The following is a 26846-nucleotide window of genomic DNA, read 5'->3' as shown; positions in this document are numbered from 1 at the left end:
CTCCCGGTCGCACGGCTGCGCTCAGCGTAACGCCGATCAGCCCCGCCGCACCGACCTTGGCGAGGCTTCCTCGACCGGGGGCCGGCGCGGTGTCCGTCGCGCCTACCTGTCGGTATTTTTATGCGTTACTGCATAAATAGCGTTGGCGCCCTCCGTTGGTAAGACCGGCTTTCGACATTGTTCACCTGATGTTTTGCCGGTTCGGCGCCAAACCCGCAGGTGGCACTTGTGCTACTACTTCCAGTAGTTGTATGCTTGCTGTCATATTTTCGTGGTTGTGGCGCTGACGCGGTACACCATCGCGGTGAGGAGGCAGACGATGTGGGACATCGAGGTCAACATCGCTGGTCACCAGTTCACCGGCCGGTTGCCGGATCTGCCTAGTCGGCGGTGGCGTCCGGGCCGGCTGCACCCGCGCACGATGCGTTGGCGCTCGGTGGCGCTGCGCCACCTGCACGCCGCCTAACCCGCGACCAGAGGACCTCGTGCCGTCGACTGCGACCGCTCAACGCACCAAGCGCGGGACCACCCGCAACCGGATGATCGCCACCGCCGCCGAAGTGCTGCGCGAGCGTGGGGCGGCCGGGGTGACCATTGACGAGGTCTTGGCCCGCAGCGGCGCACCGCGCGGCTCGGTGTATCACCACTTCCCCGGCGGCAAGAACCAGTTGTTGACCGAAGCGCTGCACTACGCCGGCAATGCCCTGACCGCCAGCATCGACCGCAGCGCCGACCAGGGCAGCCGGGTGCTGTTGGCGCAGTTCGCCGAGTTGTGGGAACGGCTGCTACAGGACAGCGATTTCACCGCGGGCTGCCCGGTGGTGGCCGCGGCCATCGGCCCCGCCGATGAGGAGCCGCAGCTGACCGCCGAGGCCGGCAAAATCTTCGGGCACTGGCGCGCCGCGCTGGCCCAGGCGTTCGCCGCCGACGGGTTCGACGAGCCGGAGGCGACGTCGCTGGCGGTGACCGCGATCGCCGCGTTGGAAGGCGCCGTCGTGTTGTGCCGGGCGTCGCGCACCGTCGCACCGCTGCGCGACGTCATCGGTCAGCTGGAATTCCTGATCAAGTCACGCGAATTCGTCCGCCGCCACGGGGTGCCCGGCCGCCCGTAGGCAGTGCCGCGCCGACTGTGTGGTTTCATACGCTTTCGGTGCCCAAACCGTATGAGATCGCACATTCGCGGCGACGGCGAAGGCAAAGGCAAGGCGGACCGGAAGGTCAGTCGCTGGCGGGCAGCGGTTTGGCCTCTTTGAGGCTGAGCGCGGTGTCCCCGATGGCCAGCGTTCCCGCGCCCGCCTTGGTCACCAAGACTTCGGCGCCGTCCTCGTCGACGTAGCGCTTGCCCATGACGGTGCCGTCGGCGAAGGCCGGGTTGAGTTCACCGGAGCGCTCGGCGCCGATGTCGACCATCGGGGCGCCGCCGCAGCGCAGATCGTTCAGGCTCTCGGCGCTCCTGACCACGATGACCTGGGTGTCACAGACCTGACTCTGTAACCGGGTGCCGTTTTTGATCATGGTGTCGTCCTCTTTGACATGGGGTTACTACTCGGCCGGGGCGGTCCGAAGTTCTTCGACGAGTTCGCGGCGCAGCACCTTACCGGTCGCGTTGGTAGGCAGCTCATCTCGAAACACTACGCGGTCCGGGGTCCGCGAACCGCGCAGACTTCTACGCACGTAGGCGCGCAGCTCTTCGGGGTCGGGGTCCGCGCCGGGGGCGGCCACCACCACCGCGACGATCGCCTGGCCCCAGTGCGGGTCCTCCACACCGACCACCGCGACGTCACGCACCTGCGGGTGCTCGACCAGCACATCCTCCAGCTCGGCGGGCGCGATGTTTTCCCCGCCGCGAATGATGGTGTCATCGGAGCGTCCGCCGAGGAACAGGTAGCCGTCCTCGTCCAGCGTGGCGATGTCGCGCGTCGGGAACCAGCCCTCGGCATCGAGCACCGAGCCGATCCCGGTGTAGCGGCCCGAAACCTGCTCGCCGCGGACGAACAGTTCGCCGCTGCGGCCCGCCGGCAGCACCGTGCCGTCCTCGTCGCGGATCTGCACCTCGATGCCCGGCACCGGCTGGCCGACCGACGCCAGCCGTTTGGCGACCGCGGGATCGGCCGCGGTCTGTGCCGCGCGGTGATCGTCGGGGGTCAGCACCGCGATCGTGGAGCTGGTCTCGGTCAGCCCGTAGGCATTGACGAAACCGACACCGGGCAGCAGGTCCAGCGCCCGGCGCACCAGCGGCAACCCCACCTTGGAGCCGCCGTAGGCCAGGTTGCGCAGCGACGGCAACCGGTGGCCGCCGCGCTCCAGCACGGTGACGATGCGGTCCAGCATGGTCGGGACCACGGTGGCCGTGGTGACCTGCTCGTCGTTGACCAGCCGCACCCACGCCTCGGCGTCGAAGTTGGGCAGGTAGACCATCTTGCGGCCGGCGTACAGATTCGACAGCGCCGCACCCACGCCGGCGATGTGGTAGGGCGGCACGCAGATCAGCGCCGCGTCACTCGGTTCGGCGGACCCGAATTCGACCGTGCCGGTGATGTAGCTGGTCAGGTTGTTGTGCGACAGTTCCACGGCCTTGGGCGCCGAGGTGGTGCCGGAGGTGAACAACACCACCGCGACCGTGTCCGGGTCCGGAAACTCCGCGGCCGGCTCGGCGGTGCGCGCGGCGGCCAGGAACTCCTCGGACGTGATCACCTGCTTGCCGAGGTCGCCGACCACCTCGGCGTAGCGGGGGTCGACAACCACCAGCGGCTGCGGCAGCCGGGCGATCAGGGCTTGAATGCCCTCCGGCGATAACCGGTAGTTGATCGGGGTGACGGCCCGCCCGGCGCGCGCCGAGGAGAACAGCAACAGCGGCAGCAGCGCACCGCCGGCACCGACATAGGCGACATGCTCGGCCCCGGAGGCGCTGATCACGCCGGCGCCGCCGTCGGCGAGGTCGCTGAGCTCGCTCGTCGTCAACCGCAGGTCCCCAGACACCACGGCAACCCGCTCGGGGCTGGCCGACACGGCCATCTCGAGAAGCAGCGAAATGCTCATCCGTTAACTTTCTCGCTCGCCGGGTCTCAAACCATCCGGAACGTTACACCAGACCTCAAAAATGTAGTGTAGGTCAACTAAGGATCACGTTCATCCCGGGCCGTCCGCCGTTGACAGCCCCCGCCGGGCACCGCGAGGCTGGAACCCATGTCGGAGCAGCGAACCAGGTGGGGGCAGCGCAGCGTCACGGACCGGTGGGGTGGTGCGATGTATGCCTTCGCGGTGGAACACGAATGGCTGGCCCGGCCGTTCGGGTTGGCGCTGTGGGGCACCGACATCCGGCTGTTCTACGACAGCCTGCGGGTGCTGGGCGAGCTGCCGGACGGCTCGGCGGTGCTGGATGTCCCGTGCGGCGGCGGGGTGGCGCTGCGCGGCCTGCGGTCCGGCCAGCGGGTGCGCTATGTCGCCGCCGACATCTCCCCCGACATGTTGGCCCGCGCCCGGCGGGCGGCCAGCGGGCTCGGGCTGGACGGCATCGAGTTCACCGAGGCCAACATCGAGCGGATGCCGTTCGGCGACAACGAGTTCGACCTGTGCGTCTCATTCAACGGTTTGCACTGCCTGCCCGACCCGGCCGCCGCGGTCGCCGAGATGGCCCGCTGCCTCAAGCCCGGCGGCCGGCTGGTCGGGGACGCGGTGGTGCGCGGCGCCGGCCTGCGACAAGATCTGGCCATCGCCGCGCTGCGGCGGGCCGACCTGTTCGGTGTCGGCGGCAGCGTCGACGAACTGCACGACTGGCTGACCAGTGCCGGGTTGACCGTGGAGCGGCTGGAATTGTCCGGCGCGCTGGCGCACTTCACCGCGACCCGCTGAGCCCCGGTGAGCGATTTCGACGCGCTGTGCGTCGCCGATGCCGAGCTGGCCGATCTGCGCGCGGCGGTGCGGGAGTTCCTGGCCGCGGACCGCGCCGAGTTCGGCTGGCAGCCCGCCGTGGATTGTTGGCTATCCCGTTGGGACGAAGGGTTTTCCGTGCGCCTGGCCGACGCCGGCTTTCTGGGCCTGACCATCCCGGCCGAGTACGGCGGGCGCGGGTTGGGCCACCTGCACCGCTATGTCGTGACCGAGGAATTGCTGGCCGCCGGCGCGCCGGTGGCCGCGCACTGGGTCGCCGACCGTCAGGTGGCGCCAGGATTGCTGGCCTACGGCACCGACGAACAGCGGCGGGCGATCCTGCCCCGGATCGCGGCGGGACGCTTCTATTCCGCGATCGGGATGAGCGAGCCCCAGGCCGGATCCGACCTGGCCGCCGCGGCGGCGCGGGCCACCCGCGCCGCCGGCGGCTGGGTGCTCAACGGCCGCAAGGTGTGGACCAGCGGCGCGCACCGCGCCCACCAGGTGGTGGTGCTGGCCAGAACCAGTCCGGCCGACCCGGCGCACCGGCATGCGGGCTTCACGCAATTCCTGGTGCCGACCACCGCCCCCGGCGTGACGATTGACCCGATCGTCGGGATGGACGGGGCGCACCACTTCAACGAGGTCGTCTACACCGACGTGTTCGTTCCCGACACCGACGTGCTGGGCGAGGTCGGTAACGGCTGGCGCCAGGTGACCGCCGAGTTGTCGTTCGAGCGCAGCGGACCCGAACGGATACTCTCAACCGCGCCGTTGATCCTGGCGCTGATCCGCGCCCTGGGCGCCCAGCAGGTCGAGGACGCGACGACGGCCCGGGTGGGAGATTTGGTGGCCCGGCTGATTTCGCTGCGGCAGCTGTCGGTGTCGGTGGCGCGTGCGCTGGCCGCCGGCGACCAACCCAGCAACCAGGCCGCCCTGGTCAAGGATCTGGGCACCCGGTTCGAACAGGACTCCGTCGAAGTGGTCGCCGAGCTGCTGGACTCCCTGGAGGCGCCCGGTGGGTTGCACGCCCTGGTGGATACCGCGCGGCTGCATGCGCCGCTGTTCACCCTGCGTGGCGGAACCAACGAGGTGCTGCGCGGGGTGGTGGCGCGCGGAATGGGGTTGCGGTGACCGGCTGGCTGGCGGGCGGTGTGTTCGCCGGCGCCGACGATGACGAATACGCCGAGGTGCGCCGGCTGGTCGACGAGATCGGCCGGCGCGCGTTTGACGCGCGGCTGGGCCACCGCACCCGGCCGGAACGTTTCGACGACGAGCTGTGGCACACCCTGCACGACACCGGGTTGACCCGGCTGACCAGCAGCGGCGAGGCCGACCCGGGGGTGGCCGCGGTCGTGTTACGCGGGCTGGCCCGCCACGCCGGGGCAGTGCCGGTCACCGAGACCGACCTGCTGGCCGGGTGGCTGGCCATCGCGGCCGGCATCGAAGTACCCGCTGCCGCACCGCTGACGGTGGCGATGGCCCCGGAAACGCAGGTGACGGTCGCGGCCGGGCGGGTTACCGGGACCGCGGCCGGGGTGCCGTGGGTGCCGCCGGCCGCCGCGATATTGGTGGCGGCCCGAACCGGCGATGCGCTGCTGGTCGCCGCGGTCGACGCGGCCGACCTCCAGGTCACCGAGGGCCACAACCTGGCCGGCGAGCCGCGCGACGCGGTCGGCTTCGACCTACCCGCCGCGGCGTTCACCCGGATCGACGCGTCCGCCGGGGATGAGTTCGCCCGCCGCGGCGCCTGGGCCCGCTGTGTGCAAACGGTGGGTGTGCTCGACGCGGCCGCCGAGTGGTCCGCGGCCCACACCCGGGAGCGCACCCAGTTCGGCCGCCCGCTGAGCGCCTTCCAGGCGGTGCAGCAGGCGCTGGCCGGGATGGCCGGCGAGATCGAACGGGCCCGTGCCGCCACGACCTTGGCCGTGGCGGCGGCCGCCGACCACGGTTTCGCCAGCGCGCAAGCCGACTACGCGGTCACCGTGGCCAAGGTGGTGCTCGGGCGGGTCGTGCCGGCGGTGACGACCGCGGCCCATCAGTTACACGGCGCTATCGGTGTGACGATCGAGCACCGGTTGTGGTTGGCGACCACCCGCGCGCACAGCTGGGTCGACGAGTTCGGCAGCACTGGGCACCACGCCCGCCGGCTGGGTCGCGCCGCCCTGTCCGCCGACCCCTGGGACACCATCGTCGACGGGCGGGGCTGGTAGCGCCGCGCGGTCGGCGGCGGCGACTGCCGGGGCCCGACGTCTGCGCCACCACCCCGGACGCCACCGGGACTCTAGCCGGGCCAACGCCATCAAGACGATCACCGCGAACGCCCAGCCCAGCAAGATGTCGAACACGTAGTGCTCGGCGGTGTAGACCAGCAAGAACGCCATGATCAGCGGGTAGGCGACCAACAGGGGCCGCCACTTGGCCGCGACCCGACGCCACAGGAAGATCGCCACCATCGCGGTCAGCGCGGCGTGCAGCGATGGGATGGCGGCCACCAGGTTCACGTTGGCCTGCCCCTCGTCGATCAATGACTTCGCCGAATGCAGGTGCAAGTTGCCCCAGCCGCGGGTGGAGATGCGTTCCACCCACTGGTGGGCCCCGGGCCGACTGGTGGACATGGCGCCCAGCAAACCGCCGTCCGGGACGCCGCGCGCCGAGCGGAACATGCACGGCGGGTCGGAGGGACCGCCCACAACGTCGGCGGAGGTGCAGCGGGCGGCCGCCCACGGCGGCGCCGCGGGCAACAGGATGTACACGATCAGCGCGGCGAACTGCAGCACCACGAAGCGCCGCACGAAGGCCTTCCAATCGTCGCGATTGCGCAGCCACAGCACCCCGGCGACCACGTACGGCAGGATGAAGAACGACATGTAGACGGTGCTCATCACCACCTCCCACCACGGCGGGTGGGGCAGTTTGAGGTGCTCCTGCAGCCAGACCGTCGGGATCACACCGAAGAACAGCCAGCGTTCGGCGTCCACCTGCGGCTGCCACCAGGTGGGCGTCCCTAAAAACAGCGCCGCCCCTCGGCTCAGGTCGTAGACCACCAGCACCAGCGCGAACGGCAGCCAGTCGAGGATGACCTGCAGCATCCGCTGACGGCCGATGCTCGCCGCCAGCAAACCCGCGCAGATGTAGACCAGCAGCAGTTCCCGGTTGAACGCGAACCCGGTGGTCCAGGTCCGGAACACCACCACGATCACCCAGACGGCGACCGCGACCCGGCGCACGATGATGAGGCGGCGTTCCCGCAGCGCTGCGGTGTCGGCGGTGTCGGCGGTGTCGGCATCGGAGGGTGCGTCAACCATTGGGATACCCGACACCTTTCGATCGGCCGGCACCGCGGGGCCGGCCAGGTTTATTCCAGAACGCGTGACCTCTCAGCCTAGTTTGCCCACTGTTGGCCGATGGTTAACCGGGCGCGGCCACACCAGTCACATTCGTATCAAGTCTGGACCATGACCGGATGCTGGAAACACACCTCGCCGAACTCCTGGTGGTGCTTAGCTGTCGAGGACCTGCGCAACCCGCGCCTCGACATCGCCGAGGCCGGTCAGGTCGATCCCGAACCGCGTGGTCAACGCGTCGAGTACCTGCGCGGCGGTGTCGAACTCGATGCGTTCGGTCTGCCCGTCCCGGCGGTGAACGGCCAGGTGGCGGCCGCGCAGGTTGGACCGGGCGTCGTCGGTGACCAGCGCCGCGCTGAGCCCGACGACGAAGATCGACCCCGGATGGGTGGAGACGTACCAGCTGCCGACTTCCATGTCGATCAGCGGCCGCGGTTCGGTGGTGAAGGTGTACAGCGGCTGCCACACCTCGCGCACCAGCGTTTCCAGGACGTAGCCGTGACCGTGGGTGCGGAGCCGGAATGGCTCGTGGGCAGTCTGCTGGGTGGGTCCGGCGATCAGCCGGATCGGCGAGGTCAGCGTCTGCCCGCCGAATCCGACGTCGACCAGGTACGGCTCGCCGACACCGGGAACGTGGACCGCCAGCGCCTGATGGGTCTCGGCGTGCGGGGGGCCGTCCAGTCCGTCCGGGTTCATCCACACCACCCGCCCGGCCAGTCGGTCCACCTCGAAGCCCAGCGCGGTCAGCACGTAACCCATCAGGTTGTTGTGCTCATAGCAGTAGCCGCCGCGGCGGCGATGCACCAGTTTGTCGGTCAGCGCGGCCACGCCCAGGTCGGCCACCGGCACGCCCCGCAGCGGATCGAGGTTCTCGAACGGAATGTGGCGGGTGTGCCCGGTGACCAGGTCGGCCAACGTCTGCAGCGTCGGATCGGCCGGCCCCGAGTAGTCGATGCGGGCGAAGTAGGCCCCGACGTCGATGGCCGGTCCCCTAGCTGCCGGTCCAGCGCGGCGCACGTTTCTCGGCGAACGCGACCGCACCCTCTTTGGCGTCGTTGGAACCGAACACCGGCAGGGCGATCTTCATCTGCTCGGCGAACATGGTGTCCGGGCTCCATCCGCGGGATTCGGTGATGATGCGTTTGGTGGCCGCCACCGCCAGCGGGCCGTTGGCGGTGATCTTTTCGGCCAGCGCGATCGCGGCGTCCAGCGCGGTGCCCGGCTCGGCCAGCACATTGACCAGCCCCAGCGCATGCGCCCGCTCGGCGGTCAGGTTGTCGCCGGTTAGCGCCAACTCCATGGCAATCGCATACGGGATCCGCTGCGGCAGCCGCAGCAACCCGCCGCCACCGGCCACCAGGCCGCGCTTGACCTCGGGGATACCGAACGCCGATTCTCGCGACGCCACGATCAGGTCGGTGGCCAGTGCCAGCTCGGTGCCGCCGGCCAGCGCGTAGCCCTCGACGGCGGCGATCAGCGGTTTGACCGGCGGCCGTTCGGTGAAGCCCAACCCGCGGTCCTTGACCACCACGTTTTCGCCGCGCGCGAACGCCTTGAGGTCCATCCCGGCGCAGAACGACCCGCCGGCGCCGGTGAGAATCCCCACCGACAGGCCGGGGTTGTCGTCGAGTCGATCCATCGCGTCGGCCAGCCCCTGGCTGACCGCGGCATTAACGGCGTTGCGGGCCTGCGGTCGGTTGATGGTGATGATCAGGATGCGGTCACGCTGTTCGACCAGAACGGGGGATTCGGCTTCATCGCTCACGCCGCTGATGGTAACCAGAGACCGCCGCGACCCGGTACGATGGGCAAAATTAGAACACGTTTCAATTCTAAGGGGGCCGGGATGAGCGCGCCGGACACCGACACCGAGCTCACCGCCGCGCCGACGGCGAAGTGGGATCCCACCCTCACCGAGCGGGTGATGGGCCTGCTGCGGCCGTTCCTCAAGGCGTATCACCGCAGCGAGGTGCGCGGGCTGGACGACTTCCCGCCCGGCGGTGCGCTGGTGGTGTCCAACCACTCCGGTGGCCTGTTCCCGATGGACGTGCCGGTGTTCGCCAGCGGCTTCTACGAGAAGTTCGGCTACGACCGGCCGGTGTACACGCTGAGCCACGACGTCATCTTCACCGGGCCCACCGCCGACTTCTTCATCAAAACCGGCTTTATCCGGGCCAACCACGAGAACGCCGCGGCGGCACTGCGTTCCGGCGGGGTGGTGGTGGTCTTCCCCGGCGGTGACTACGACGTCTATCGACCCACGTTGGAAGAGAACACGATCGACTTCGACGGCCGCACCGGCTACGTGCGGGCGGCGCTGAACGCGGGGGTGCCGATCGTGCCGGCGGTGTCCATCGGCGGCCAAGAAACCCAGTTGTACCTGTCCCGCGGCACCGGGTTGGCCAAGCTGCTGCAGTTGGACAAGCTGATGCGGGTCAAAATTTTGCCGATCTCGTTCGGGTTCCCGTTCGGGTTGTCGGCGGTGCTGCCGGTCAACGTGCCGCTGCCCAGCAAGATCGTCACCCAGGTGCTCGAGCCCATCGACATCGTCGCCGAATTCGGTGAGGACCCCGATGTCGACGAGGTCGACGCCCAGGTGCGCCACGTGATGCAGCAGGCGCTGGACAAACTCGCCGACGAGCGCCGCTTCCCGGTCCTCGGCTAAGAGGCCGGGGCCATCGCGGTCTCGACCACCGTCAGTTCCTCGGAAAGCCCGGCGGCCCGCCGTATCTCGATGAACTCCCGCACGGTGGCGCTGGTGATCTCGTGCGGGTCGTCGACCGTGGCGCCGTCGGTGAGCACCGAGATGTTGAGCTGGTCGACGTAGCTCCACACGGTGATGTTGACCCCGCTGCCGGCGGTCAACGGTCCCACCGAGTAGATCTCGGTGACCAGCGCGCCGCCGACCCGCCCCCGTTCGCGGGGGCCGGGCACATTGGAGATGTTGAGGTTGAGCACCTTGTTTTGCCCGTCGCGGCTGGCCAACCAGGTGAACAGCGACTCCGCGGGCGCCGGCGGGAAATACGCCGACCACCGGCTGATCAATTCCGGCCCGACCAGATGGTGGCTCTCCTTGGCCAACACGGCGGCCTCGCGGGCCTGGCGGACCCGCTCCAAGATGTCCTCGACGTCGACCGGCAACGCCACCAACACCCCGGAAAACCGGTTGCCCGAGATGCGATCCGGGGAGAAGTCGAAGCTCATCGGCACCGAGGCCAGCAGCGGGTGATCGGCGGTACCGTCGTAGCGCAGCAGCAGGGTGCGCAGCGCACCCGCCGATATCGCCAACACCAGGTCGTTGATCGTCACGCCCAGCTGTTTGCTGGTCTGCTTGACGTCGGCCAACGCCAGGGTGGCGGTGGCGAACCGGCGTTCCGGGGTGAGCATGTGGTTCATGAAGCTCGGCGGCGGGGTGAACGGCCGCGTCAGCTGCGGCGAAAATTTGCGGGTGCTGCGGCGCACCCGCCCGACGCCTTGCGCGGTGTACTGGATGGTCGACGGCACTTTGCCCAACTGGCGCAGGTGATCACGGACCGCGAAGCGCACCAGCTCGCCGCGGGTCGGCGGCGGATCGGTCACAAAGGATTCCCGGTCGCTGTGCGGGCCGGTCTGCAGATCCATCCCGCGCGCCAGCAGGTTGGCCGAGGCGACCCCGTCGGCGAGCGCGTGATGAATCTTGCCGACCACCGCGATCCGGTGATCGGCCAACCCCTCGATGAAGTACATCTCCCACAGCGGGCGGCTGCGGTCCAGCGGGGTGCTGGCGATCTCGCCGATCGCGTCGTCCAGCTCACGGCGGCCGCCCGGTGCGGGCAGCCGCCACGGCCGGATGTGGTAGTCCAGGTCCACGTCGCAGTTTTCCCGCCACATCGGGTGGTGAAACTTGAACGGGACGTCGACCAGCTGGTAGCGGAACGGGTCGAGCTTGTACAGCCGGCTGTGCAGCACCTGACGGAATTCCTCGACGCCGAACGCGCGCCGGTCGGCGTCCAGGGCGATCACCGCCACCTTGAGGGTGTGCATATGCACGTTCGGCGTCTCGCTGTACAGCAGTACCGCGTCCCAGCCGCTCAGTCGTTTCACCGGCCTACCCGTCTCATCAAATAACCCGTTTGGCGCCGAGCAGGGTGTGGTTGCGGTGAATCTGGTTGAGGAACAGGCCGATTGCGGTCGCGGCGGCGCCGGTGCGGGCACCGTCGGTCATGTCGAAACCGTGCCCGGCGCCGGGCAGCTCCAGATACCCGACGGCCGAGTGCGACACCGACCGCAGCCGCTCGGCGAAGGCGCGGGCCTGCTCGACCGGGATGACGGTGTCGGCGCTGCCGTGGATGACCAAAAACGGCGGGGCGCCGCGGTGCACCCGGGCGATGGGCGAGGCTTTGCGGTAGACCTCCGGGTACCGGTCGATGGGCTTGCGAACCACTACCCGCTGCAGGAAGTCGACGAACTGGACCCGTTCGGCGGTGGATCGGTCCTGCCAGTCGTAGCGGCCGTAGATCCCGACCACCGCGTCCACCGAGGTGTCGCCGCCCTCGGGTAACTCGGCGGCCAGTTCGCGGTCGTCACCGGTTAGCCCGGCCAGCGCAGCCAGGTGTCCACCGGCCGAACAGCCTGCCACCGCAACGAAATTGCGGTCACCGCCATACTTGTCGACGTTGGCGTGCGCCCAGGCGATCGCGGTCTTGACATCGGTGAGGTGCCGCGGCCAGCGGTGGTGCGGCGCGACCCGGTAGTCGATGGACAAACACACCCAGCCCTGTTCGGCCAGGTGCGACAACAGCGCATAGCCCTGCAGCATCCGGCTGCCGTGCACCCACGCACCGCCGGGCACGAAGATCAGCACCGGGGCGGGTCCGGGCGGCAGGTCTTTGCGGCGCCACACGTCCAACAGTTGCGCGGGATGACTGCCGTAGCGCACCGCGGACCGGTAGAGATGCCGGCGGTGCTGCAACGCTTTCCACACCGGCGGGGTGCGCTCCGGGGGCGGCCAGGCGATGTCCAGGTCGCTGGCCGTGACCACACCCCGCAACGCCGCGTCGGACACCGCGTGGGTCTGATCGCGTTCGGCCTTGCGGATGACGCCGATGCCGGGGGTGAGCCAGGACTTGGCCGTGCTGGTCAGGAACGTCGGCAGGTGCCGGGCGCCCCACACCCCCATCGCGGTCGCACCGGCCAGCGGCTCCAGGTGCTTGCCGACCACCGGCAGCGACGCCGACGCCACGCTGACCGCCATCATGTAGTCGGCGGGGCGGGCTCGCAGCAACCAGCGCGCCCGGGCCGCCAGGGTGGGGCCGGGATAGCGGGTCCGCGATGGCGCCGTCATCCCCGGAGCGTACCGCGGCGGGGTCGCGGTCCCCGGCCAATCCGGCCGGGTTCTCGGCCGTCGGCCGCGGCGATGGCGTAATACTGAACCGATGCCGAGCACCGCATTCCATCCCGACCTTCGCCGAACCGCCCGCCTGATGCCACGCAGCTTGGGCTTCCCGCGGACACTGCGGCTGATGCGCACCATGGAGTCCCTGCAAGGACGTCGCACGCCGAAAGGCGTCGAGGTGCTCACGTTGTCGTCGGGCGTGGGTATCCGGCTGTTCCGGCACCGTGGCGCCGAGCCGGCGCCGGCGCTGGTGTGGATCCACGGCGGTGGCTACGTGCTGGGCCAGGCCGCCATGGACGACGCGCTGTGCCGGCGGCTCAGCTCCGAGCTGGGGATGACGGTCGCGTCGGTGGACTACCGGCTGGCCCCCGAACACCCCTACCCCGCCGCGCTGGAGGACTGCTACGCGGCGCTGACCTGGCTGGCCGGGTTGCCGGCGGTGGATCCGGCGCGGGTCGCGATCGGTGGGGCCAGCGCCGGCGGGGGGCTGGCGGCGGCGCTGGCGCTGCTGGCCCGGGACCGCGGCGAGGTCGCGCCGGCGCTGCAGGTGCTGGTGTACCCGATGCTCGACGACCGCAGCGCGCAGCTTCCGGAGAACCCGAACTATCGGCTGTGGAGTGCGCGCAGCAATCGGTTCGGCTGGACGTCGTATCTGGGCGGCGCGGACCCGCAGCTCGCGGTGCCGGCGCGGCGCGCCGACCTGAGCGGGCTGGCCCCGGCGTGGCTGGGTGTCGGCACCTTGGACCTGTTCTACGAGGAGGACCTGGCCTATGCCGAGCGGCTGCAGCAGGCCGGGGTGCCCTGTACCGTCGAGGTGGTGCCGGGCGCCTTCCACGGTTTCGACCGGCTGGCGCCGAAAGCTCCGGTGTCCCAAGCGTTTCTCGCCAGCCAGTGCGCGAGCCTGCGCGCGGCGCTTACCGAGGGGTAGGGCGATGTCGTTTGCCGCCACCGACGAGCAACTCGCGTTGCGGCGCGCCGTCGCCGACCTGATGGCCAAGCGCTCCACCGAGTCCGATGTGCGCGCGTTGATGGCCACCGACACCGGTGTGGACGCGGCGGTGTGGCGGGAGTTGGCGGCGATGGGTCTGCTCGGGCTGCTGATCCCCGAGGAGCACGGCGGCGCCGGCGCCGGGCCGGTCGAGATGGGCATCGTCGCCGAGGAGATGGGCCGGGCCCTGCTGGTCAGCCCGTTCTTGGCGACGGCCGTGCTGGCGGTGCACCTGGTGACCGAGTCCGGGGACACGGCCGAGCAGGCTGCGGTGTTGCCGCGGATCGCGGCCGGTGAGCTGATCGCGACCATCGCCTACGCCGAGGACGGCTCGGCCCGGCTGCCGGCGCGGATCGCCACGTCGGCCGGCGCCATCGGCGACGCCTGGCACCTCACCGGCTATAAGCATTTCGTGTTGGACGCCGCGGCCGCCGACCTGCTGTATGTGTTGGCCGCCACCGACGCCGGCCCGGCGATCTTCGCCGTCGAACGCGACGCGGCCGGCCTGGACGTGGTGCCGCTGACCACCGTGGACACCACCCGCAAGCAGTGCCGGCTGCAGTTCGTCGATACCCCGGCACGGCTGATCGGCCGACCGGGCTCCGGTGTCGAGGCCTTTACCGCGGCGTTGGACCGCTCGGCGGTCGCGCTGGTCGGCCAGCAGGCCGGCGCGGCGCGGCGGGCCGTGGCAATGGCCGCCGACTACGCCAAGACCCGCTACCAGTTCGGGCGGGCGATCGGCAGCTTCCAGGCCGTCAAACACCTGTGCGCCGACATGCTGCTGGAGGCCGAGTCCGCCACCTCGGCCGCCCGGTTCGTCGCGGCCGCGTTCGCCGCGCAGTCGCCGTCCCGGCTGGCGGATCTGGCGCTGGCCCAGGCGTATTGCTCGGATGCCTTCGTCTTCGTCGCCGCCACCAATATTCAGGTGCACGGCGGTATCGGGTTCACCTGGGAGCATCCGGCTCACCTGTACCTGCGCCGCGCCCGCAGCGACGCCCAGCTGCTGGGCAGCCCGTCCTGGCACCGCGAGCGCTACCTGCAGCAGATCGGAGCGTGACACGTGACCGATGACGAGCTTCGCGGGCAGGTCCGGGACTGGTTGGCCGCCAACTGGCGTCCCGGTGTCAACCGGGCCACCTACGCCCGGGCCGTGCTGGACGCCGGCTGGGCGGCGCCCAGCTGGGAACCCGACCGCTACGGCCGCGGCCTGCCGGATCGGCAATCCCGGCTGGTGGCCGCCGAATTCACCGCCGCCGGGGCGCCGGGGTCCGGGCACGATCGGGCGAATCTGTTCGCCTGCACCCTGCACGACTGCGGCACGGCCGAACAGCAGCGGCGGCTGATTCCGCCGTCGTTGCGCGGCGAAACCAAGTGGTGCCTGCTCTACAGCGAACCCGGCGCCGGGTCGGATCTGGCCGGGTTACGTACCCGCGCCGACCGCGACGGCGATGACTGGATTGTCAACGGGCAGAAGGTGTGGACGTCGTTTGCCACCACCGCCGACTACGGGCTGCTGGTCGCCCGCACCGACTGGGACGTGCCCAAACATCAGGGCATCACCTTCTTCATGCTGCCGATGCGCCAACCCGGCGTCGAGGTGCGGCCGATCCACCAGATCACCGGGGAATCGGAGTTCAACGAGGTGTTCCTGGAGAACGCCCGGGTGCCCGACGCCAACCGGGTCGGTGAGCCGGGCGGCGGTTGGGGCGTGCTGCAGGTGGCGCTGGGTTACGAGCGCCGGCTGATGGGCGATTTGGCCCGCACCACCAAGGACAGCCGACGGCTGCAGGACGAAGCACCGCACGAGCTGGTGGAGTTGGCGCGCGAGGCGGGCCTGCTGGGCGACGCCGCGATCCGTCAGCAGATCGCCCGGGTGGACGCGCTGGCCACGGTGAACCGCTGGAACACCCAGCGGGCCAAGGCCACCGGCGACCGCGCGGAGGCCGCCACCCTGCTGGCGTTGGGCAAGATCGCGATGTCGCGGGTCCTGCACGAGACCGCTCGGGTGGAAACCGAGATCGTCGGGTCCGAGGCGATGCTGTGCGGTCCGGACAACCCGATCGGTGACGCGGTGACGTTCCGGACCCTCAACGCGTATTTCACGTCGATCGGTGGCGGCACCGACCAGATTCAGCGCAACATCATCGGTGAGCGGGTGCTGGGCCTGCCCAAAGAGCCCGACCCGTACCGCGACGCCCCCTTCCGCGACCTCCCGTTCTGACCCCCTTCTTGCCGCGAGCGTGCGCGTCCCCGGCCGACACGCCGCGCCAATCACCGTTTTTGCGCACGCTCGCCGGGTCACGGGTCGACGACCGCGCCGCCCATGATGGTGGCGGCCACCATGTCGGAGGCCAGTTCGGCAAGCGCCTGCGCCGGTGGAATCCGCAGCACACACAGGTCGCCGGGCTGGCCGGGCGCGACGGTCCGCGGCCGGGCCGGGTCGTCGGGCTGGCCGAGAAAAAGCTGCAGCGCCCGCCGCGGCGGGATGCGTTCATCGGGTCCGAGCACCGCACCCGAGTCGGTGGTGCGGTGCACCGCGGCGCGCATCGCCGCCCACGGGTCGAGGTCGCCGAACGGCGCGTCGGTGCTGCCGGCCACCCGGATACCCGCGGCCAGTAGCGCGGCCAGCCGCCACAGCTGTGGGAGTTCTTCGGCGGCAACGTCTGCCAAATACTGGTCGCCGCGTTCGGCGACGAAATTGGGTTGGGTGACGACGGTGACGCGAAGGTCCGCCAGGTCGGCGATCATGTCGTCGGGCGCGACCGCGGCGTGCTCGATGCGGTCGCGCCGATCGGGGCCCGCGGCACGCAGCGCGGCGATGGCCACCACCAACTGGGCGGCGGTCACGCAGTGCAGGGCGACCGGGTTGTCGTCGCGCCGGCGGTCGCGGATCCAGTCGGTCAACCCGTCGAGATCCAGCGCATCGTCGTGCAGGATCTTTTTGCCCGGCGCCAGGAAACACGGCCGGGGCCGGAAGTCGCCGCGACGGTGGGCGACCATCAACGCGACCATGTCGTCGGCGTCCAGGTCCGGTGTGGCGTCGGTGACGCCGGTGACACCGAAGGTGGTGAGCTGGCGGCTCAGCGCGGCCAGGTCGGTGTCGCGGCGCGCTAACGCATCCGACCAGCGGTCCGCGCTGCGCAGTCGGCCGTCGGGGTGATCGGCCAGCCCGATGCGGTTCAGGCCCGCGGAGTTGAGGATCCACAACACCCCGCTGCGGTGCTGGATGCGCAGCGGCGTCGACGGTTGCAGCGCATCCAGCGCCGAGCGGTCCAGCTCGCCGGCCACCGATTCGTGGTAGCCGACCGCCCGGATCCAGCCGTCAGCGCCGACCGTCGCGCTCGATAAAGTCTGTGCTAGCTGGGTTTTGGTGTGCACCGCCGGCGGTCCGACCCGCAGCGAGTCGAGGGCGGCCGCGGCCGCCCGCAGATGCAGGTGATGGTCGTGCAGCCCGGGCAACACGGTCCCGCCGGCGGCGTCGAGCACCTCTTCACCCGGACGCGGGTCCAGCGTGCCGGCCACGTCCTGGATCCGGTCGTCGACCCGGACGTCGGCCGTGCGCCCGTTGAGCAGGGTGCCGCGGCGGATCAGCATGCGACACGACGCTCGGCGACCAGGCGGCGAACCGCGGCGTTATCCGCGCCCTGCGGGCGAGCCGGGCGCTGGGGCAAAACCGGTGGGAGCGGCGGCGCGGCGACACCGGAGTCCGACGGCAGCGCGGCATACGTCGCGGCGACGACCGCCATCGCCACGTCGATGACCTCGCCGCCGCCGCGGGCCAAGCCGTCCAGCACCGCGCCGGCGGCCTGTAGCCCGGTCAGCGGGTCGGCGATCGCGTCGCCGCAAAACAGCGGCCCGTCCCGACCGGCGGTGACCAGCCCGCCGGCCACGGCGGCGTCGTCGCCGAACGCGACCCGGTCGGGATGCGCGGCGCCGTAGCCGGTGATCCGGACCCACACCCGACCGGGCCGAGCCGGCGCCTGATCGGCGCCCAAGCCGCGGCGCGCCAACCCGGCCGGACGTGATCCTTCGATGACGACATCGGCGACCGCCAGCAGCTCGGCCAGCTCGGGAGCGTCGAGATCGACGGCATACGAAAGCTTTTCGCTGTTCATCCAGTTGTAAAAGCCGGGGTGCCCGGCCCGGGTGCCGTCCGGGCGATCCGGGGTTTCCACCTTGACGACGGTGGCGCCGGCGGCCGCGAGCAGCCGCCCGCACAGCGGACCGGCCCACATCGAGGACAGGTCCGCCACCAACAAGGAGGGCAGCGGGCGACCGGCCGGGGCGGTGCGGGGTCGCACCGTCGGCTGCCCCGGTGCGCACTCGCCGAGCCGGGCGGCGGGCATGCCGAGCAGCCGGGCGCGGGCCACTAGGTCGGCGCCGCGCGCCGCCGTCGACGCCCGGGCCAGCGCGGGCCACGGGTCGGGCCCCACCTCGGCGGTTTCCAGCAGCGCCGGCACCGCGTCGACGTCGTCGGGACGCGACAGGGTCAGCGCCCACCAGCCGTCGGCGCTGGCCAGCAACCGGGACGCACCGCCCGCCGAAACCCGTTCCGGCGCCGGTAATCCCAGCAGCGCCGCGCGTCCGGTGAGGATTTCGGCGGCGTCGACACGCACCGACCGACCGCCGAGTTCGCCGATCCGGGCGGCGATCGCGTCGGCTCGCCGCTGCGCATGGGTCAGCACCGCGTCGGGAATGCCCAGCCGGCCCATCGGTTCATTGTCCCGTTCCCCCGCGGGCAGACGCAAAGGTACCCCGACACGCCGGCAAATAGGGGGCTGGTAGCTGAATCGCCGATCCTCATCATCCGCGCGCGTGTTGAGATTGCGTCGGTGGTCGCGATTTTTCGAAAACCACGACCACCGACGCAATCTCAGCGCCATCCGTGGCCACTGGGGCCCAGCCGTCAGAACTGCAGCGCCGCGAAGCGCCAGTCCAGCACCTGCCGATCCGGCTCGTCGGCGGAGCCCGACACCGCGTAGACCAGCGACCGCAACCCCAGCACGCCGCCCTGCGCGACGGGTTCGGCGGATTCCACATGCAACTCGCTGTAGAGCGTGTCCCCCTCGTGTACCGGTCCGGTGTGATCGCAGGATTGCCAACCCAGCACGGTAGCCAAGTTGGGCAGCAACCGGGTCGCCTGCGCCAGCGCCAGCCCGATGGTGTGCCCGCCGTACACCAGCCGTCCACCGCCGGGTCGTGAATCGTGGTGGGTGGCAGCGATATTCAGGCTAAGACGAGCCAGCTCCGGGGCGCTGGACACCACGTCGGCGGTGCTGTGCAACACCGCCCCGGCCAGGGCGGGGTCAAAATGCGGGCCCGGCACCCGGCGGCGGAACTCCTCGGCATCCCAACCGGCGGCCGGATCGGGTGCCGACCCGGCCGCGTCGGTGCCGATCGTGGACAGATCTTCGCCGCCGCCCGCGTCGGGGGTCCACTCCGGACTGGCCGGCAGCATGGCGCAGCGATAGAAGTCGAGCACCAGTTGGTCGGCCTGGTCGATGGTGGTCATCCGTAGCGCGGCCAGCCCGGTCGGCGCCCGGCCCGGCTTGACCGAGTTCGGCCGCAGCCCAACGACTTCGGTGCGGGTATACAACGTGTCGCCGATCACCGGGAACCGGTGAAAAACCAGCCCGCGGTAGAACAGGTTGGCTTTGACCCGTTGGGTGGCCAGCGTGCTTTGCCCGATCGCCACGTCGCACACCAGTGCCGGGTGGGCCAGCGGTGCCACCGCACCGGTGACCGCGAACGCCAGTCGGGCATCCAGCGACAGCCGCAGCCGGTCGCCCAGGATCGACTGATGCACCGCGGCCGCCCCGGGCGACAACGTCATCGCTGGCGCCGCGTCGAACACCTGGCCCACCGTCAGGTCGTCGAAGTAGGGTCCACCGCCGTTCCGCACGCCTGTCAGTATGGCGGTACGGGCCCGTGCGTGCGGAAGGTGATCGATGAGCAGCGAGCTAAGCGACGAGGAATCCCTGCTGGTCGCCACGGTGCGGGAGTTCATCGACCGCGATGTGAAGCCGACGGTGCGGGAGGTGGAGCACGCCAACAGCTATCCGGAGGCCTGGATTGAGCAGATGAAGCGCATCGGCATCTACGGTTTGGCGATTCCCGAAGCGTACGGCGGATCACCGGTGTCGATGCCGTGCTACGTGGAGGTCACCCAGGAGCTGGCCCGCGGCTGGATGAGCCTGGCCGGGGCGATGGGTGGCCACACCGTCGTCGCCAAACTGCTGACCCTGTTCGGCACCGAAGAGCAGAAGCGGACCTACCTGCCGACGATGGCCACCGGCGCGCTGCGGGCCACCATGGCGTTGACCGAGCCCGGCGGCGGCTCCGACCTGCAGAACATGTCGACGACCGCGCTGCCCGACGGCGACGACCTGGTGATCAACGGCTCCAAAACCTGGATTTCCAACGCCCGCTACTCCGGGCTGGTCGCGCTGCTGTGCAAAACCGACCCGAGCGCCACCCCGCGGCACCGGGGGATCTCGGTGCTGCTGGTGGACAACCCGTGTCCGGGGCTGACGGTGTCGCGGGATCTGCCCAAGCTGGGCTACAAGGGGGTGGAGAGCTGCGAGCTCAGCTTCGATGCCTGTCGGGTGCCCGCGGCCGCGGTGCTGGGCGGGACGCCCGGCCAGGGGTTCGCGCAGATGATGAAGGGGTTGGAGACCGGTCGCATCCAGGTCGCGTCGCGGGCGCTGGGGGTCGCCACCGCGGCGCTCGAGGATGCGCTGGCGTACGCGCAGACCCGGGAGAGCTTCGGCCAGCCGATCTGGAAGCACCAGGCCGTCGGCAACTACCTGGCCGACATGGCGACCAAGCTCACCGCCGCCCGCCAGCTGACCCGGTACGCCGCCGAGCGCTACGACAGCGGGCAGCGCTGCGATATGGAGGCCGGGATGGCCAAGCTGTTCGCCTCGGAGGCGGCGATGGAGATCGCGCTGAACGCGGTCCGTATCCACGGCGGCTACGGCTATTCCACCGAATACGACGTCGAACGCTACTTCCGTGACGCGCCGCTGATGATCGTCGGCGAGGGCACCAACGAGATCCAGCGCAATGTGATCGCCGCGCAGTTGGTGTCCCGCGGCGGGATTTAGCCGGCCCCCCGGACCAGTTCACCGAGCGTGACGACACCTTGCACCAGCAGTCCCACGTTGGCGGCAGGCTCGGCCTGAAGGCGCTCGGGAAGGTTAGCGTTCAACAACAGGGTCGCGAATCCGTGCGACATCGACCACCCGGCCATGGCCACGCCGAGGACATCGTCGTCGCCGACGTCCTTGCGCCGCGCCTGCAGGCTGGCGCGGGCGCTGCTGTAAAGGAGGTCGAAGGCGGCCTCGCGGTTGGCGACGAGGTCGGGATCATCGCGGCGATACAGATACGGTCGAAACATCACCTCGAAATAACCCGGGTGGGTGACGGCGAACAGCACATAGGCCTGGCCGCCGGACACCCAAGGCATACTTACCGCTGGTAAGACCGGGAGGGGCTCGTGGACGACTTCGATGTGGTCATCGTGGGGGCCCGCTGCGCCGGCTCACCGCTGGCGATCACGCTGGCCCGCCACGGCCTGCGGGTGTGCCTGCTCGATAAGGCACACTTCCCCAGCGAAACGCCGTCCACCCACGTCATTCAGCCCTGCGGGGTGCACATCCTCGACGATCTCGGTGTCCTCGAGGCCGTCCGCGCCACCGGCGCCGTACCGCTGTATCGGGTGACCCTGGTCAACGACGACGTGCGCATCGACGCGAAGACCCGCAGCCCGGGGTTGTGTGTGCGGCGTGTGACGCTCGATGCGCTGCTGGTCGATGCCGCCGCCCAAGCCGGCGCCGACGTCCGCACCGGCTGTCGGATGACCGGGTTGACTCGCGACGCGGCGGGCCGGGTGAGCGGCGTGCGCACCGACCGTGGCACGGTGTCCGCCCGGCTGGTGGTCGGCGCCGACGGGTGCCACTCGACCGTCGCCACGGCAACGGGCGCCGCCGAATACCTGGCCACACCCGCGGGGCGGATATTCGCGTGGGCCTACTTCGACGGCGTCGCCGACCTCGACGGCCGATTGCGCCTCGGCAGGCGGGGCGATCAGGGATTCCTCGCCTGCCCCACCGACGGTGGCCTGTACATGGCCGCCGTCGCGATAGACCGCGCGCATCGGGACGACTTCCAGGCCAACCGGGATCGGCACTTCAGCGACGGATTAGCCAAGTGGCCGGAGTTGGCCGATCTGCTGTCCGGCGCCACCCGGGTGGGGCCCCTTCGAGCGATCAGCAACTGGCACGGCTACTTCCGTCAAAGCGCCGGGCCCGGCTGGGTACTGGTCGGCGACGCCGGGCACTTCAAAGACCCCGCCCCCGGCCAGGGCATCTCCGACGCGCTGCGGCAGGTGCAGCAACTCTCCGAATCCATTGCCTCCGGGTTCGCCAGCGGCGGGTCCCTGGACCTGCAGCTACAGCAGTGGTGGCAATGGCGCGATCAAGATGCCAACGAAATGTATTGGTTCGCACACGATATGGACGCGCCCGGTGTCTCAACGCCGCTGGTCACCCGCATGCTGCGCGATATCGCCGCGGACGCGACAGCAACCCAACAACTCCTCGACGTGCTCAACCACGACCTGCGTCCCTCGCAACTGCTCACCACCGGCCGGATGGTCAAGGCCGCGGCCCGCGCGCTTCGCGACCGGCCCGATCTGATCCGGGCCACCCTGCGGGAGATCGCGTCGGCGGTCAACGATGAGGTGTACCGCTCCAGACATAGGAGGCCGCCGGTCGCAGTCAGCGGCCGGTGGTGACAGCGGTTTTCGTGCACTAACTGGCCGTTCGGCGGTCCACCAGCCCCCACGCCAGCGCGGTGTCGACCCCGATCGTCTGACCGGACAACACCAGATACGCGGTGCGCCACCGCCCGATCCGCCGGGTGATGCTGACGGTCCCGCCCGCCCCCGGGATCAGCCCCAGCTGCAGTTCCGGCAACCCGAACACCGAATCATTCTGCGCGACAACCTGTCCGCAAAAGCATGCCATTTCCAGCCCGCTGCCCAGCACCTTCCCGTGCACCTCGGCGCGGCAGGCCGGGCCCAGCCGGGCAGCGAGGTCGGCGAGCACCAGCGCCGGGCTGTAGCGGGTACGGGCCAGGTGCGCGCTGGCCGGGTCGGCGAACGAGCCGAATTCGGCGAGGTCGCCGCCGCTGCAAAAGGAGGGGCCGTTTCCGGATAACACCACCGCATCGATCGACGGGTCCAGCCGGGCCACCGTCAGCGCCTCCAGCAGCGCCGCGCGGGCATCGGTGGAAAACGCGTTGTGGCGCTGGGGTCGGTTGAAGGCGATCCGCAGCGTGTCGCCGTCGCGGTCGCACCGCACCGGATCGGGTATCACCGGCACCTGGGCGGGACCCCGCTCGGTCAGCCAGCGGGCGAACTCCGGACCCGCCTGCAGCGTGGAGTAGGCCAGCGATTCGGTCACCAGCCCGGCCAGCGCCGGCCCGGTGACATCGACCGCGCGCAGCACGTCGTCGCAGACCGCCGCCGCGTGCGGCCAGCGGTCCACCCGAGCGGCGAGGTCGGCGACGACGGCGTCGAGCGAGTCGACGGTGATCACCCGAGCATCGTCGGTGTCGTCTTCGCTCACCGTGAACGTGGCGTGCTCCAGCCAGAATTCCGAAGCGTCACGCACTGACCCGACCGCGACGACCGGGCCGGACAACCCGGCACTATCGACCTCCGGCGGCGCCGGCAGGTCAACAATGCGCAGGGTCATGCCGAGTACTTTGCCACCAGTTCACCCTTGTAGAGCTTGCCGGTATCGGTGCGCGGCAGCTGCGCTTCGAACGAGATCGATCGTGGACATTTGTAGTGCGTCAGGCGGTCCCGCAACCAACCGAGCAGCTCGTCGGCGAACGCGGCGGTGGCGTCGGCCGGGTCGATGGTCTGCACCACCGCCTTGACACTTTGCCCCATCTCGTCGTCGGGAATCCCGAACACCGCCGCGTCCAACACCTTTGGGTGGGTGACCAACAGGTTCTCCGCCTCTTGCGGGTAGATGTTCACCCCGCCGGAGATGATCATGTGGTGGCGCCGGTCGGTGAGGTACAGATAGCCGTCCTCGTCGAGGTAGCCGACGTCGCCGACGGTGACCCACCCGTGCTGGTCGCGCGACTTGGCGGTCTTGTCCGGGTCGTTGAGGTACTCGAACGGGTTGCCGCCCTCGAAGTAGATTTCCCCGGCCTGCCCCGGCGGCAGCTCGTTGCCGTTCTCGTCGAGGATGTGCACCGCGCCCATCATCGGCTTGCCGACCGATCCCGGGTGCGCCAGCCATTCCTCGGCGCTGATCAGCGTCGAGCCGTGCGCCTCCGAGGAGGCGTAGTACTCGTCGACGATCGGCCCCCACCAGTCGATCATCTGCTTTTTGATCTCCACCGGGCACGGTGCCGCGGCGTGCATCACCCGCTGCAGGCTGGAGACGTCATACGAATCCCGTACCGAATCCGGCAGTTTCAGCATTCGGGTGAAATGGGCGGGCACGAATTGGCCGTGCGTGACGCGGTGTCGCTGGATGGCGTCCAGGCAGCCCTCGGGGTCGAACTTCTCCATCACCACCGTGGTGATACCGCCGGCTTGCGCGCTCATCGACCACACCGACGGGGCGGTGTGATACAGCGGCGCCGGGCTCAGGTAGATCGATTCCGGGGTCATCCAGACCGACACCAGCATCGACATCAGGCCGGGCGCCTCGGCCGGCGGCAGGTGCGGCAGTGCACGTTTGATGCCTTTCGGCCGTCCGGTGGTGCCCGAGGAGTACTGCAGCAGATCGCCTTCGATCTCGTCGACGATCGGGGTATCCGGTTGGTCGGCAACGCATTCGGGGTAACGCAGCCAGCCGTCGAGATCGTCATCGGCGATCAGCAGCACATCAGGCAGCCCGCCCGGCAGATGCTCGGCCAGGTTTTCGCAGGTCTTGCGCAGCGCCGCGGAACCGATGATGGCCTTGGCTCCGCTGTTGTCGATGATGTAGGCGGCCTCGGCGGCGGTCAGGTGAGTGTTGATCGGCACGTAGTACAGGCCGCTGCGCCGCGCTGCCCACATGATCGCGTGGATGTGCTCGTTGTTCTCCATGAGGATCGCGACGGTGTCGCCCTCGGCCAAGCCGGCGCCCCGGAAATAGTGCGCCAATCGGTTGGCGCGGGATTCCAGCTCCTCGAAGGTGAGGACGGTGCCGGACGGGTGCAAGATGATGGCCGGTTTGTGGGCGCCGAGGTGCTCGCGGATCTGCATGCGCAGACTGTACCGCCGTCAAACTTGACGGGTGTCAAGTGGTCGGGTTGGCGGCCGCGAGCGTGCGTAGTTGTACGCAAAACCGCCGAAAACCTGTACAACTGCGCACGGTCGCGCCAGGAAAGTGACTCGCGCCGGGAAGGGGCCTACCCCAGGCGCTGTTTGAGGGCGTCGAACTCGTCGCGGACACCGGTCGGCAACCGGTCGCCGACGAACTCGAACCATTCCTCGATCAGCGGCAACTCGTCGCGCCACTCCTCGGGGCGCACCGCCAGCGCCGCGGCCACATCGGCCGGGTCGACGTCCAGGCCGTCCAGGTCCAGGTCGTCGGCGGTGGGCACGGTGCCGATCGCGGTGGTGGCGCCCTCACCGGTGCCCTCGATCCGGTCGACGATCCACTTCAGCACCCGGCTGTTTTCCCCGAAGCCGGGCCACAGGAACTTGCCGCCCTCGCCGCGGCGGAACCAGTTCACGAAGAACACCTTGGGCAGCTTGGATTCGTCGGAGTTCTTACCCAGGTCCAGCCAGTGCTGGAAGTAGTCGCCGACGTGGTAGCCGCAGAACGGCAGCATCGCCATCGGGTCGCGGCGCACGGTGCCGACCTTGCCCTCGGCCGCGGCGGTCTGCTCGCTGCCCATGGTGGCGCCCATGAACACGCCGTGCTGCCAGTCGCGGGCCTGGGTCACCAGCGGCACGGTGGTCTTGCGCCGGGCGCCGAACAGGATCCCCGAGATCGGCACACCCTGCGGGTCGTCCCATTCCGGCGCCAGGATCGGGCACTGCGACATCGGGGTGCAGTACCGCGAATTCGGGTGCGCGGCCTTGGTTTCGGTTTCCCGGATGACCCAGTCGTTGCCCTTCCAGTCGATCAGGTGCTCGGGCTCGCCCTCCAGGCCCTCCCACCACACGTCGCGGTCGTCGGTGAGCGCGACGTTGGTGAAGATGGTGTTGCCCTCGGCGATGGTGCGCATCGCGTTGGGGTTGGACGACCAGTTGGTGCCCGGTGCCACCCCGAAGAAGCCGAACTCCGGGTTGACCGCGTAGAGCCGCCCGTCCTTGCCGAACCGCATCCAGGCGATGTCGTCACCCAGGGTTTCGGCGCGCCAGCCGGGGATGGTCGGCTGGATCATCGCCAGGTTGGTCTTGCCGCACGCCGACGGGAACGCGGCGGCGAAGTAGTACGCCTTGTTCTCCGGGGAGATCAACTTGAGGATCAGCATGTGCTCGGCCAGCCAACCCTCGTCGTGGGCCATGGCCGACGCGATGCGCAGCGAGTAGCACTTCTTGCCCAGCAGCGCATTGCCGCCGTACCCGGAGCCGTAGCTCCAGATCTCCCGGGTCTCCGGGAAGTGGGTGATGTATTTGGTGTCGTTGCACGGCCACGGGACGTCTTTTTGCCCGGGCTCCAGCGGCGCACCCACCGAATGCAGCGCCTTGACGAAGAACCCGTCGTCGCCCAGCTTCTCCAGCGCGGCGGTGCCCATCCGGGTCATCACCTTCATCGAGACGACCACGTATTCGGAATCGGTGAGCTCAACGCCGAGCTTGGGGTCCTCGGCGCCCAGCGGACCCATGCAAAACGGCACCACGAACATGGTGCGGCCCCGCATGCATCCCCGGTACAGGTCGGTCAGGGTGGACCGCATTTCGCCCGGGTCCATCCAGTTATTGGTGGGTCCGGCGTCGGCTTCGTGCTCGGTGCAGATGAAGGTGCGGGATTCGACCCGCGCGACGTCGGACGGATCGGACAGCGCGAGGTAGGAGTTGGGCTGCTTCTCGTCGTTGAGCCGGGTGAACGTGCCGGCCTCGACCAGCTGGGTGCACAGCCGGTCCCATTCCTCATCGGAGCCGTCGGCGAAGACCACCCGGTCGGGTTGGGTGAGTTCGGCGACTTCCTGAACCCAGGTGAGCAGGCCCTGGTGTTTCGTCGGAGCAGTGTCCAGACCGGGAATGGTCGCTGACGTCATCGAACTCTCCTGTGTAGGTTGCACG

General features: G+C 69.7%; 24 protein-coding genes and 1 pseudogene. 11 read left to right on the top strand and 14 right to left on the bottom strand.

What is annotated here, in order from left to right:
* Window positions 1-277 precede the first annotated feature (277 nt).
* Window positions 278-466 (top strand): hypothetical protein, encoded by a 189-nt coding sequence (locus ACAG26_RS16865; RefSeq protein ID WP_370484170.1) that lies wholly within the window; start codon window positions 278-280, stop codon window positions 464-466.
* A 73-nt stretch (window positions 467-539) separates the two neighbouring features.
* On the top strand, window positions 540-1112 hold the full coding sequence (locus tag ACAG26_RS16860) for a TetR/AcrR family transcriptional regulator (RefSeq protein WP_370484324.1): 573 nt from the start codon (window positions 540-542) through the stop codon (window positions 1110-1112).
* A 106-nt stretch (window positions 1113-1218) separates the two neighbouring features.
* Here ACAG26_RS16860 and ACAG26_RS16855 read toward each other — a convergent pair whose 3' ends face one another.
* Both ACAG26_RS16855 and ACAG26_RS16850 read right to left on the bottom strand, forming a co-directional pair.
* Entirely contained in the window at window positions 1219-1515 is a 297-nt protein-coding gene (locus ACAG26_RS16855) for a hypothetical protein (protein WP_370484169.1), read from the bottom strand.
* A 27-nt stretch (window positions 1516-1542) separates the two neighbouring features.
* Window positions 1543-3039 carry a class I adenylate-forming enzyme family protein gene (locus tag ACAG26_RS16850; RefSeq protein WP_370484167.1) on the bottom strand — a complete coding sequence of 499 codons (1497 nt, stop codon included), beginning with the start codon at window positions 3037-3039 and terminating at the stop codon, window positions 1543-1545.
* 147 nt (window positions 3040-3186) lie between these two features.
* On the opposite strand from ACAG26_RS16850, the gene ACAG26_RS16845 reads away from it, so the two are divergent.
* The 3 genes and pseudogenes from ACAG26_RS16845 to ACAG26_RS16835 form a co-directional block, all read left to right on the top strand.
* Window positions 3187-3852, top strand: coding sequence for a class I SAM-dependent methyltransferase (locus ACAG26_RS16845; RefSeq protein WP_370484166.1), 666 nt, complete (start codon window positions 3187-3189; stop codon window positions 3850-3852).
* 6 nt (window positions 3853-3858) lie between these two features.
* Window positions 3859-5004, top strand: a complete 1146-nt coding sequence (locus tag ACAG26_RS16840) for an acyl-CoA dehydrogenase family protein (protein ID WP_370484164.1) — start codon at window positions 3859-3861, stop codon at window positions 5002-5004.
* A gap of 344 nt (window positions 5005-5348) precedes the next feature.
* Window positions 5349-5897, top strand: a pseudogene (locus ACAG26_RS16835) (acyl-CoA dehydrogenase family protein); the annotation flags it as partial.
* A gap of 15 nt (window positions 5898-5912) precedes the next feature.
* On the opposite strand, the gene ACAG26_RS16830 reads toward ACAG26_RS16835, so the two are convergent.
* The 3 genes from ACAG26_RS16830 to ACAG26_RS16820 all read right to left on the bottom strand — a co-directional run bounded on the left by ACAG26_RS16830 (window position 5913) and on the right by ACAG26_RS16820 (window position 8991).
* Complete coding sequence (locus ACAG26_RS16830) at window positions 5913-7178, bottom strand: phosphatase PAP2 family protein (RefSeq protein WP_370484162.1); 1266 nt, start codon at window positions 7176-7178, stop codon at window positions 5913-5915.
* Window positions 7179-7373: 195 nt separating this feature from the next.
* Window positions 7374-8234 carry an arylamine N-acetyltransferase gene (locus ACAG26_RS16825; RefSeq protein ID WP_370484160.1) on the bottom strand — a complete coding sequence of 287 codons (861 nt, stop codon included), beginning with the start codon at window positions 8232-8234 and terminating at the stop codon, window positions 7374-7376.
* On the bottom strand, window positions 8209-8991 hold the full coding sequence (locus ACAG26_RS16820) for a crotonase/enoyl-CoA hydratase family protein (protein ID WP_370484323.1): 783 nt from the start codon (window positions 8989-8991) through the stop codon (window positions 8209-8211). Before ACAG26_RS16820 ends, ACAG26_RS16825 begins: the two co-directional genes overlap by 26 nt.
* A gap of 72 nt (window positions 8992-9063) precedes the next feature.
* Here ACAG26_RS16820 and ACAG26_RS16815 point away from each other — a divergent pair, with 72 nt between their 5' ends.
* Window positions 9064-9882 carry a 1-acyl-sn-glycerol-3-phosphate acyltransferase gene (locus tag ACAG26_RS16815; protein WP_370484159.1) on the top strand — a complete coding sequence of 273 codons (819 nt, stop codon included), beginning with the start codon at window positions 9064-9066 and terminating at the stop codon, window positions 9880-9882.
* Here ACAG26_RS16815 and ACAG26_RS16810 read toward each other — a convergent pair.
* On the bottom strand, window positions 9879-11300 hold the full coding sequence (locus ACAG26_RS16810) for a wax ester/triacylglycerol synthase family O-acyltransferase (protein ID WP_370484158.1): 1422 nt from the start codon (window positions 11298-11300) through the stop codon (window positions 9879-9881). The two genes, ACAG26_RS16815 and ACAG26_RS16810, sit on opposite strands and share 4 nt — an antisense overlap.
* A gap of 16 nt (window positions 11301-11316) precedes the next feature.
* Complete coding sequence (locus ACAG26_RS16805; protein ID WP_370484157.1) at window positions 11317-12540, bottom strand: alpha/beta hydrolase fold domain-containing protein; 1224 nt, start codon at window positions 12538-12540, stop codon at window positions 11317-11319.
* A gap of 91 nt (window positions 12541-12631) precedes the next feature.
* On the opposite strand from ACAG26_RS16805, the gene ACAG26_RS16800 reads away from it, so the two are divergent.
* From ACAG26_RS16800 to ACAG26_RS16790, 3 genes are read left to right on the top strand one after another with little or no spacing between them, the layout of a single operon-like run.
* A complete protein-coding gene (locus ACAG26_RS16800; RefSeq protein WP_370484155.1) occupies window positions 12632-13519 on the top strand; it encodes an alpha/beta hydrolase in 888 nt (295 codons plus the stop codon).
* A 4-nt stretch (window positions 13520-13523) separates the two neighbouring features.
* Window positions 13524-14636, top strand: coding sequence for an acyl-CoA dehydrogenase family protein (locus ACAG26_RS16795; RefSeq protein WP_370484153.1), 1113 nt, complete (start codon window positions 13524-13526; stop codon window positions 14634-14636).
* Window positions 14637-14639: 3 nt separating this feature from the next.
* The gene (locus ACAG26_RS16790; RefSeq protein WP_370484152.1) at window positions 14640-15800 is read left to right on the top strand and encodes an acyl-CoA dehydrogenase family protein; all 1161 of its coding nucleotides are present in this window, start codon (window positions 14640-14642) and stop codon (window positions 15798-15800) included.
* A gap of 77 nt (window positions 15801-15877) precedes the next feature.
* Here ACAG26_RS16790 and ACAG26_RS16785 read toward each other — a convergent pair whose 3' ends face one another.
* The 3 genes from ACAG26_RS16785 to ACAG26_RS16775 all read right to left on the bottom strand — a co-directional run bounded on the left by ACAG26_RS16785 (window position 15878) and on the right by ACAG26_RS16775 (window position 19493).
* The gene (locus ACAG26_RS16785) at window positions 15878-17173 is read right to left on the bottom strand and encodes an amidohydrolase family protein (RefSeq protein ID WP_370484150.1); all 1296 of its coding nucleotides are present in this window, start codon (window positions 17171-17173) and stop codon (window positions 15878-15880) included.
* Window positions 17167-18291 (bottom strand): CoA transferase, encoded by a 1125-nt coding sequence (locus tag ACAG26_RS16780; RefSeq protein WP_370484149.1) that lies wholly within the window; start codon window positions 18289-18291, stop codon window positions 17167-17169. The genes ACAG26_RS16785 and ACAG26_RS16780 overlap by 7 nt, the downstream gene beginning before the upstream one ends.
* Window positions 18292-18485: 194 nt before the next feature.
* Window positions 18486-19493, bottom strand: coding sequence for a MaoC family dehydratase (locus ACAG26_RS16775; RefSeq protein ID WP_370484322.1), 1008 nt, complete (start codon window positions 19491-19493; stop codon window positions 18486-18488).
* A gap of 34 nt (window positions 19494-19527) precedes the next feature.
* Between ACAG26_RS16775 and ACAG26_RS16770 the strand changes: the two genes are divergently transcribed.
* The gene (locus tag ACAG26_RS16770) at window positions 19528-20685 is read left to right on the top strand and encodes an acyl-CoA dehydrogenase family protein (RefSeq protein ID WP_370484147.1); all 1158 of its coding nucleotides are present in this window, start codon (window positions 19528-19530) and stop codon (window positions 20683-20685) included.
* On the opposite strand, the gene ACAG26_RS16765 is transcribed toward ACAG26_RS16770, so the two are convergent.
* A complete protein-coding gene (locus ACAG26_RS16765; protein ID WP_370484145.1) occupies window positions 20682-21038 on the bottom strand; it encodes a TetR-like C-terminal domain-containing protein in 357 nt (118 codons plus the stop codon). The genes ACAG26_RS16770 and ACAG26_RS16765 overlap by 4 nt on opposite strands.
* 39 nt (window positions 21039-21077) lie before the next feature.
* Here ACAG26_RS16765 and ACAG26_RS16760 point away from each other — a divergent pair, with 39 nt between their 5' ends.
* Entirely contained in the window at window positions 21078-22376 is a 1299-nt protein-coding gene (locus ACAG26_RS16760) for an NAD(P)/FAD-dependent oxidoreductase (protein ID WP_370484143.1), read from the top strand.
* Window positions 22377-22392: 16 nt separating this feature from the next.
* On the opposite strand, the gene ACAG26_RS16755 is transcribed toward ACAG26_RS16760, so the two are convergent.
* From ACAG26_RS16755 to ACAG26_RS16745, 3 genes are all read right to left on the bottom strand, one after another.
* Window positions 22393-23340 carry an enoyl-CoA hydratase/isomerase family protein gene (locus tag ACAG26_RS16755; RefSeq protein WP_370484141.1) on the bottom strand — a complete coding sequence of 316 codons (948 nt, stop codon included), beginning with the start codon at window positions 23338-23340 and terminating at the stop codon, window positions 22393-22395.
* Window positions 23337-24854, bottom strand: coding sequence for a fatty-acid--CoA ligase FadD4 (gene fadD4 / locus ACAG26_RS16750; protein ID WP_370484138.1), 1518 nt, complete (start codon window positions 24852-24854; stop codon window positions 23337-23339). The genes ACAG26_RS16755 and fadD4 overlap by 4 nt, the downstream gene beginning before the upstream one ends.
* A gap of 146 nt (window positions 24855-25000) precedes the next feature.
* Window positions 25001-26821: a phosphoenolpyruvate carboxykinase (GTP) gene (locus ACAG26_RS16745; RefSeq protein WP_370484136.1), complete on the bottom strand. Its 1821-nt coding sequence runs from the start codon at window positions 26819-26821 to the stop codon at window positions 25001-25003.
* Window positions 26822-26846 lie beyond the last annotated feature (25 nt).

The sequence above is a fragment of the Mycobacterium sp. pUA109 genome, from assembly GCF_041287095.1.
Lineage (GTDB): Bacteria > Actinomycetota > Actinomycetes > Mycobacteriales > Mycobacteriaceae > Mycobacterium.
This window is presented reverse-complemented; position numbering and strand designations above follow the sequence as displayed.

Coding starts and splice junctions, on each gene's coding strand:
- ACAG26_RS16800 (WP_370484155.1), top strand. CDS start 12,632: ATGCCGAGCACCGCATTCCATCCCGACCTTCGCCGAACCGCCCGCCTG.
- ACAG26_RS16745 (WP_370484136.1), bottom strand. CDS start 26,821: ATGACGTCAGCGACCATTCCCGGTCTGGACACTGCTCCGACGAAACAC.
- ACAG26_RS16805 (WP_370484157.1), bottom strand. CDS start 12,540: ATGACGGCGCCATCGCGGACCCGCTATCCCGGCCCCACCCTGGCGGCC.
- ACAG26_RS16850 (WP_370484167.1), bottom strand. CDS start 3,039: ATGAGCATTTCGCTGCTTCTCGAGATGGCCGTGTCGGCCAGCCCCGAG.
- ACAG26_RS16860 (WP_370484324.1), top strand. CDS start 540: ATGATCGCCACCGCCGCCGAAGTGCTGCGCGAGCGTGGGGCGGCCGGG.
- ACAG26_RS16845 (WP_370484166.1), top strand. CDS start 3,187: ATGTCGGAGCAGCGAACCAGGTGGGGGCAGCGCAGCGTCACGGACCGG.
- ACAG26_RS16770 (WP_370484147.1), top strand. CDS start 19,528: ATGAGCAGCGAGCTAAGCGACGAGGAATCCCTGCTGGTCGCCACGGTG.
- fadD4 (WP_370484138.1), bottom strand. CDS start 24,854: ATGCAGATCCGCGAGCACCTCGGCGCCCACAAACCGGCCATCATCTTG.
- ACAG26_RS16785 (WP_370484150.1), bottom strand. CDS start 17,173: ATGCTGATCCGCCGCGGCACCCTGCTCAACGGGCGCACGGCCGACGTC.
- ACAG26_RS16795 (WP_370484153.1), top strand. CDS start 13,524: ATGTCGTTTGCCGCCACCGACGAGCAACTCGCGTTGCGGCGCGCCGTC.
- ACAG26_RS16855 (WP_370484169.1), bottom strand. CDS start 1,515: ATGATCAAAAACGGCACCCGGTTACAGAGTCAGGTCTGTGACACCCAG.
- ACAG26_RS16755 (WP_370484141.1), bottom strand. CDS start 23,340: ATGACCCTGCGCATTGTTGACCTGCCGGCGCCGCCGGAGGTCGATAGT.
- ACAG26_RS16830 (WP_370484162.1), bottom strand. CDS start 7,178: ATGGTTGACGCACCCTCCGATGCCGACACCGCCGACACCGCCGACACC.
- ACAG26_RS16815 (WP_370484159.1), top strand. CDS start 9,064: ATGAGCGCGCCGGACACCGACACCGAGCTCACCGCCGCGCCGACGGCG.
- ACAG26_RS16780 (WP_370484149.1), bottom strand. CDS start 18,291: ATGGGCCGGCTGGGCATTCCCGACGCGGTGCTGACCCATGCGCAGCGG.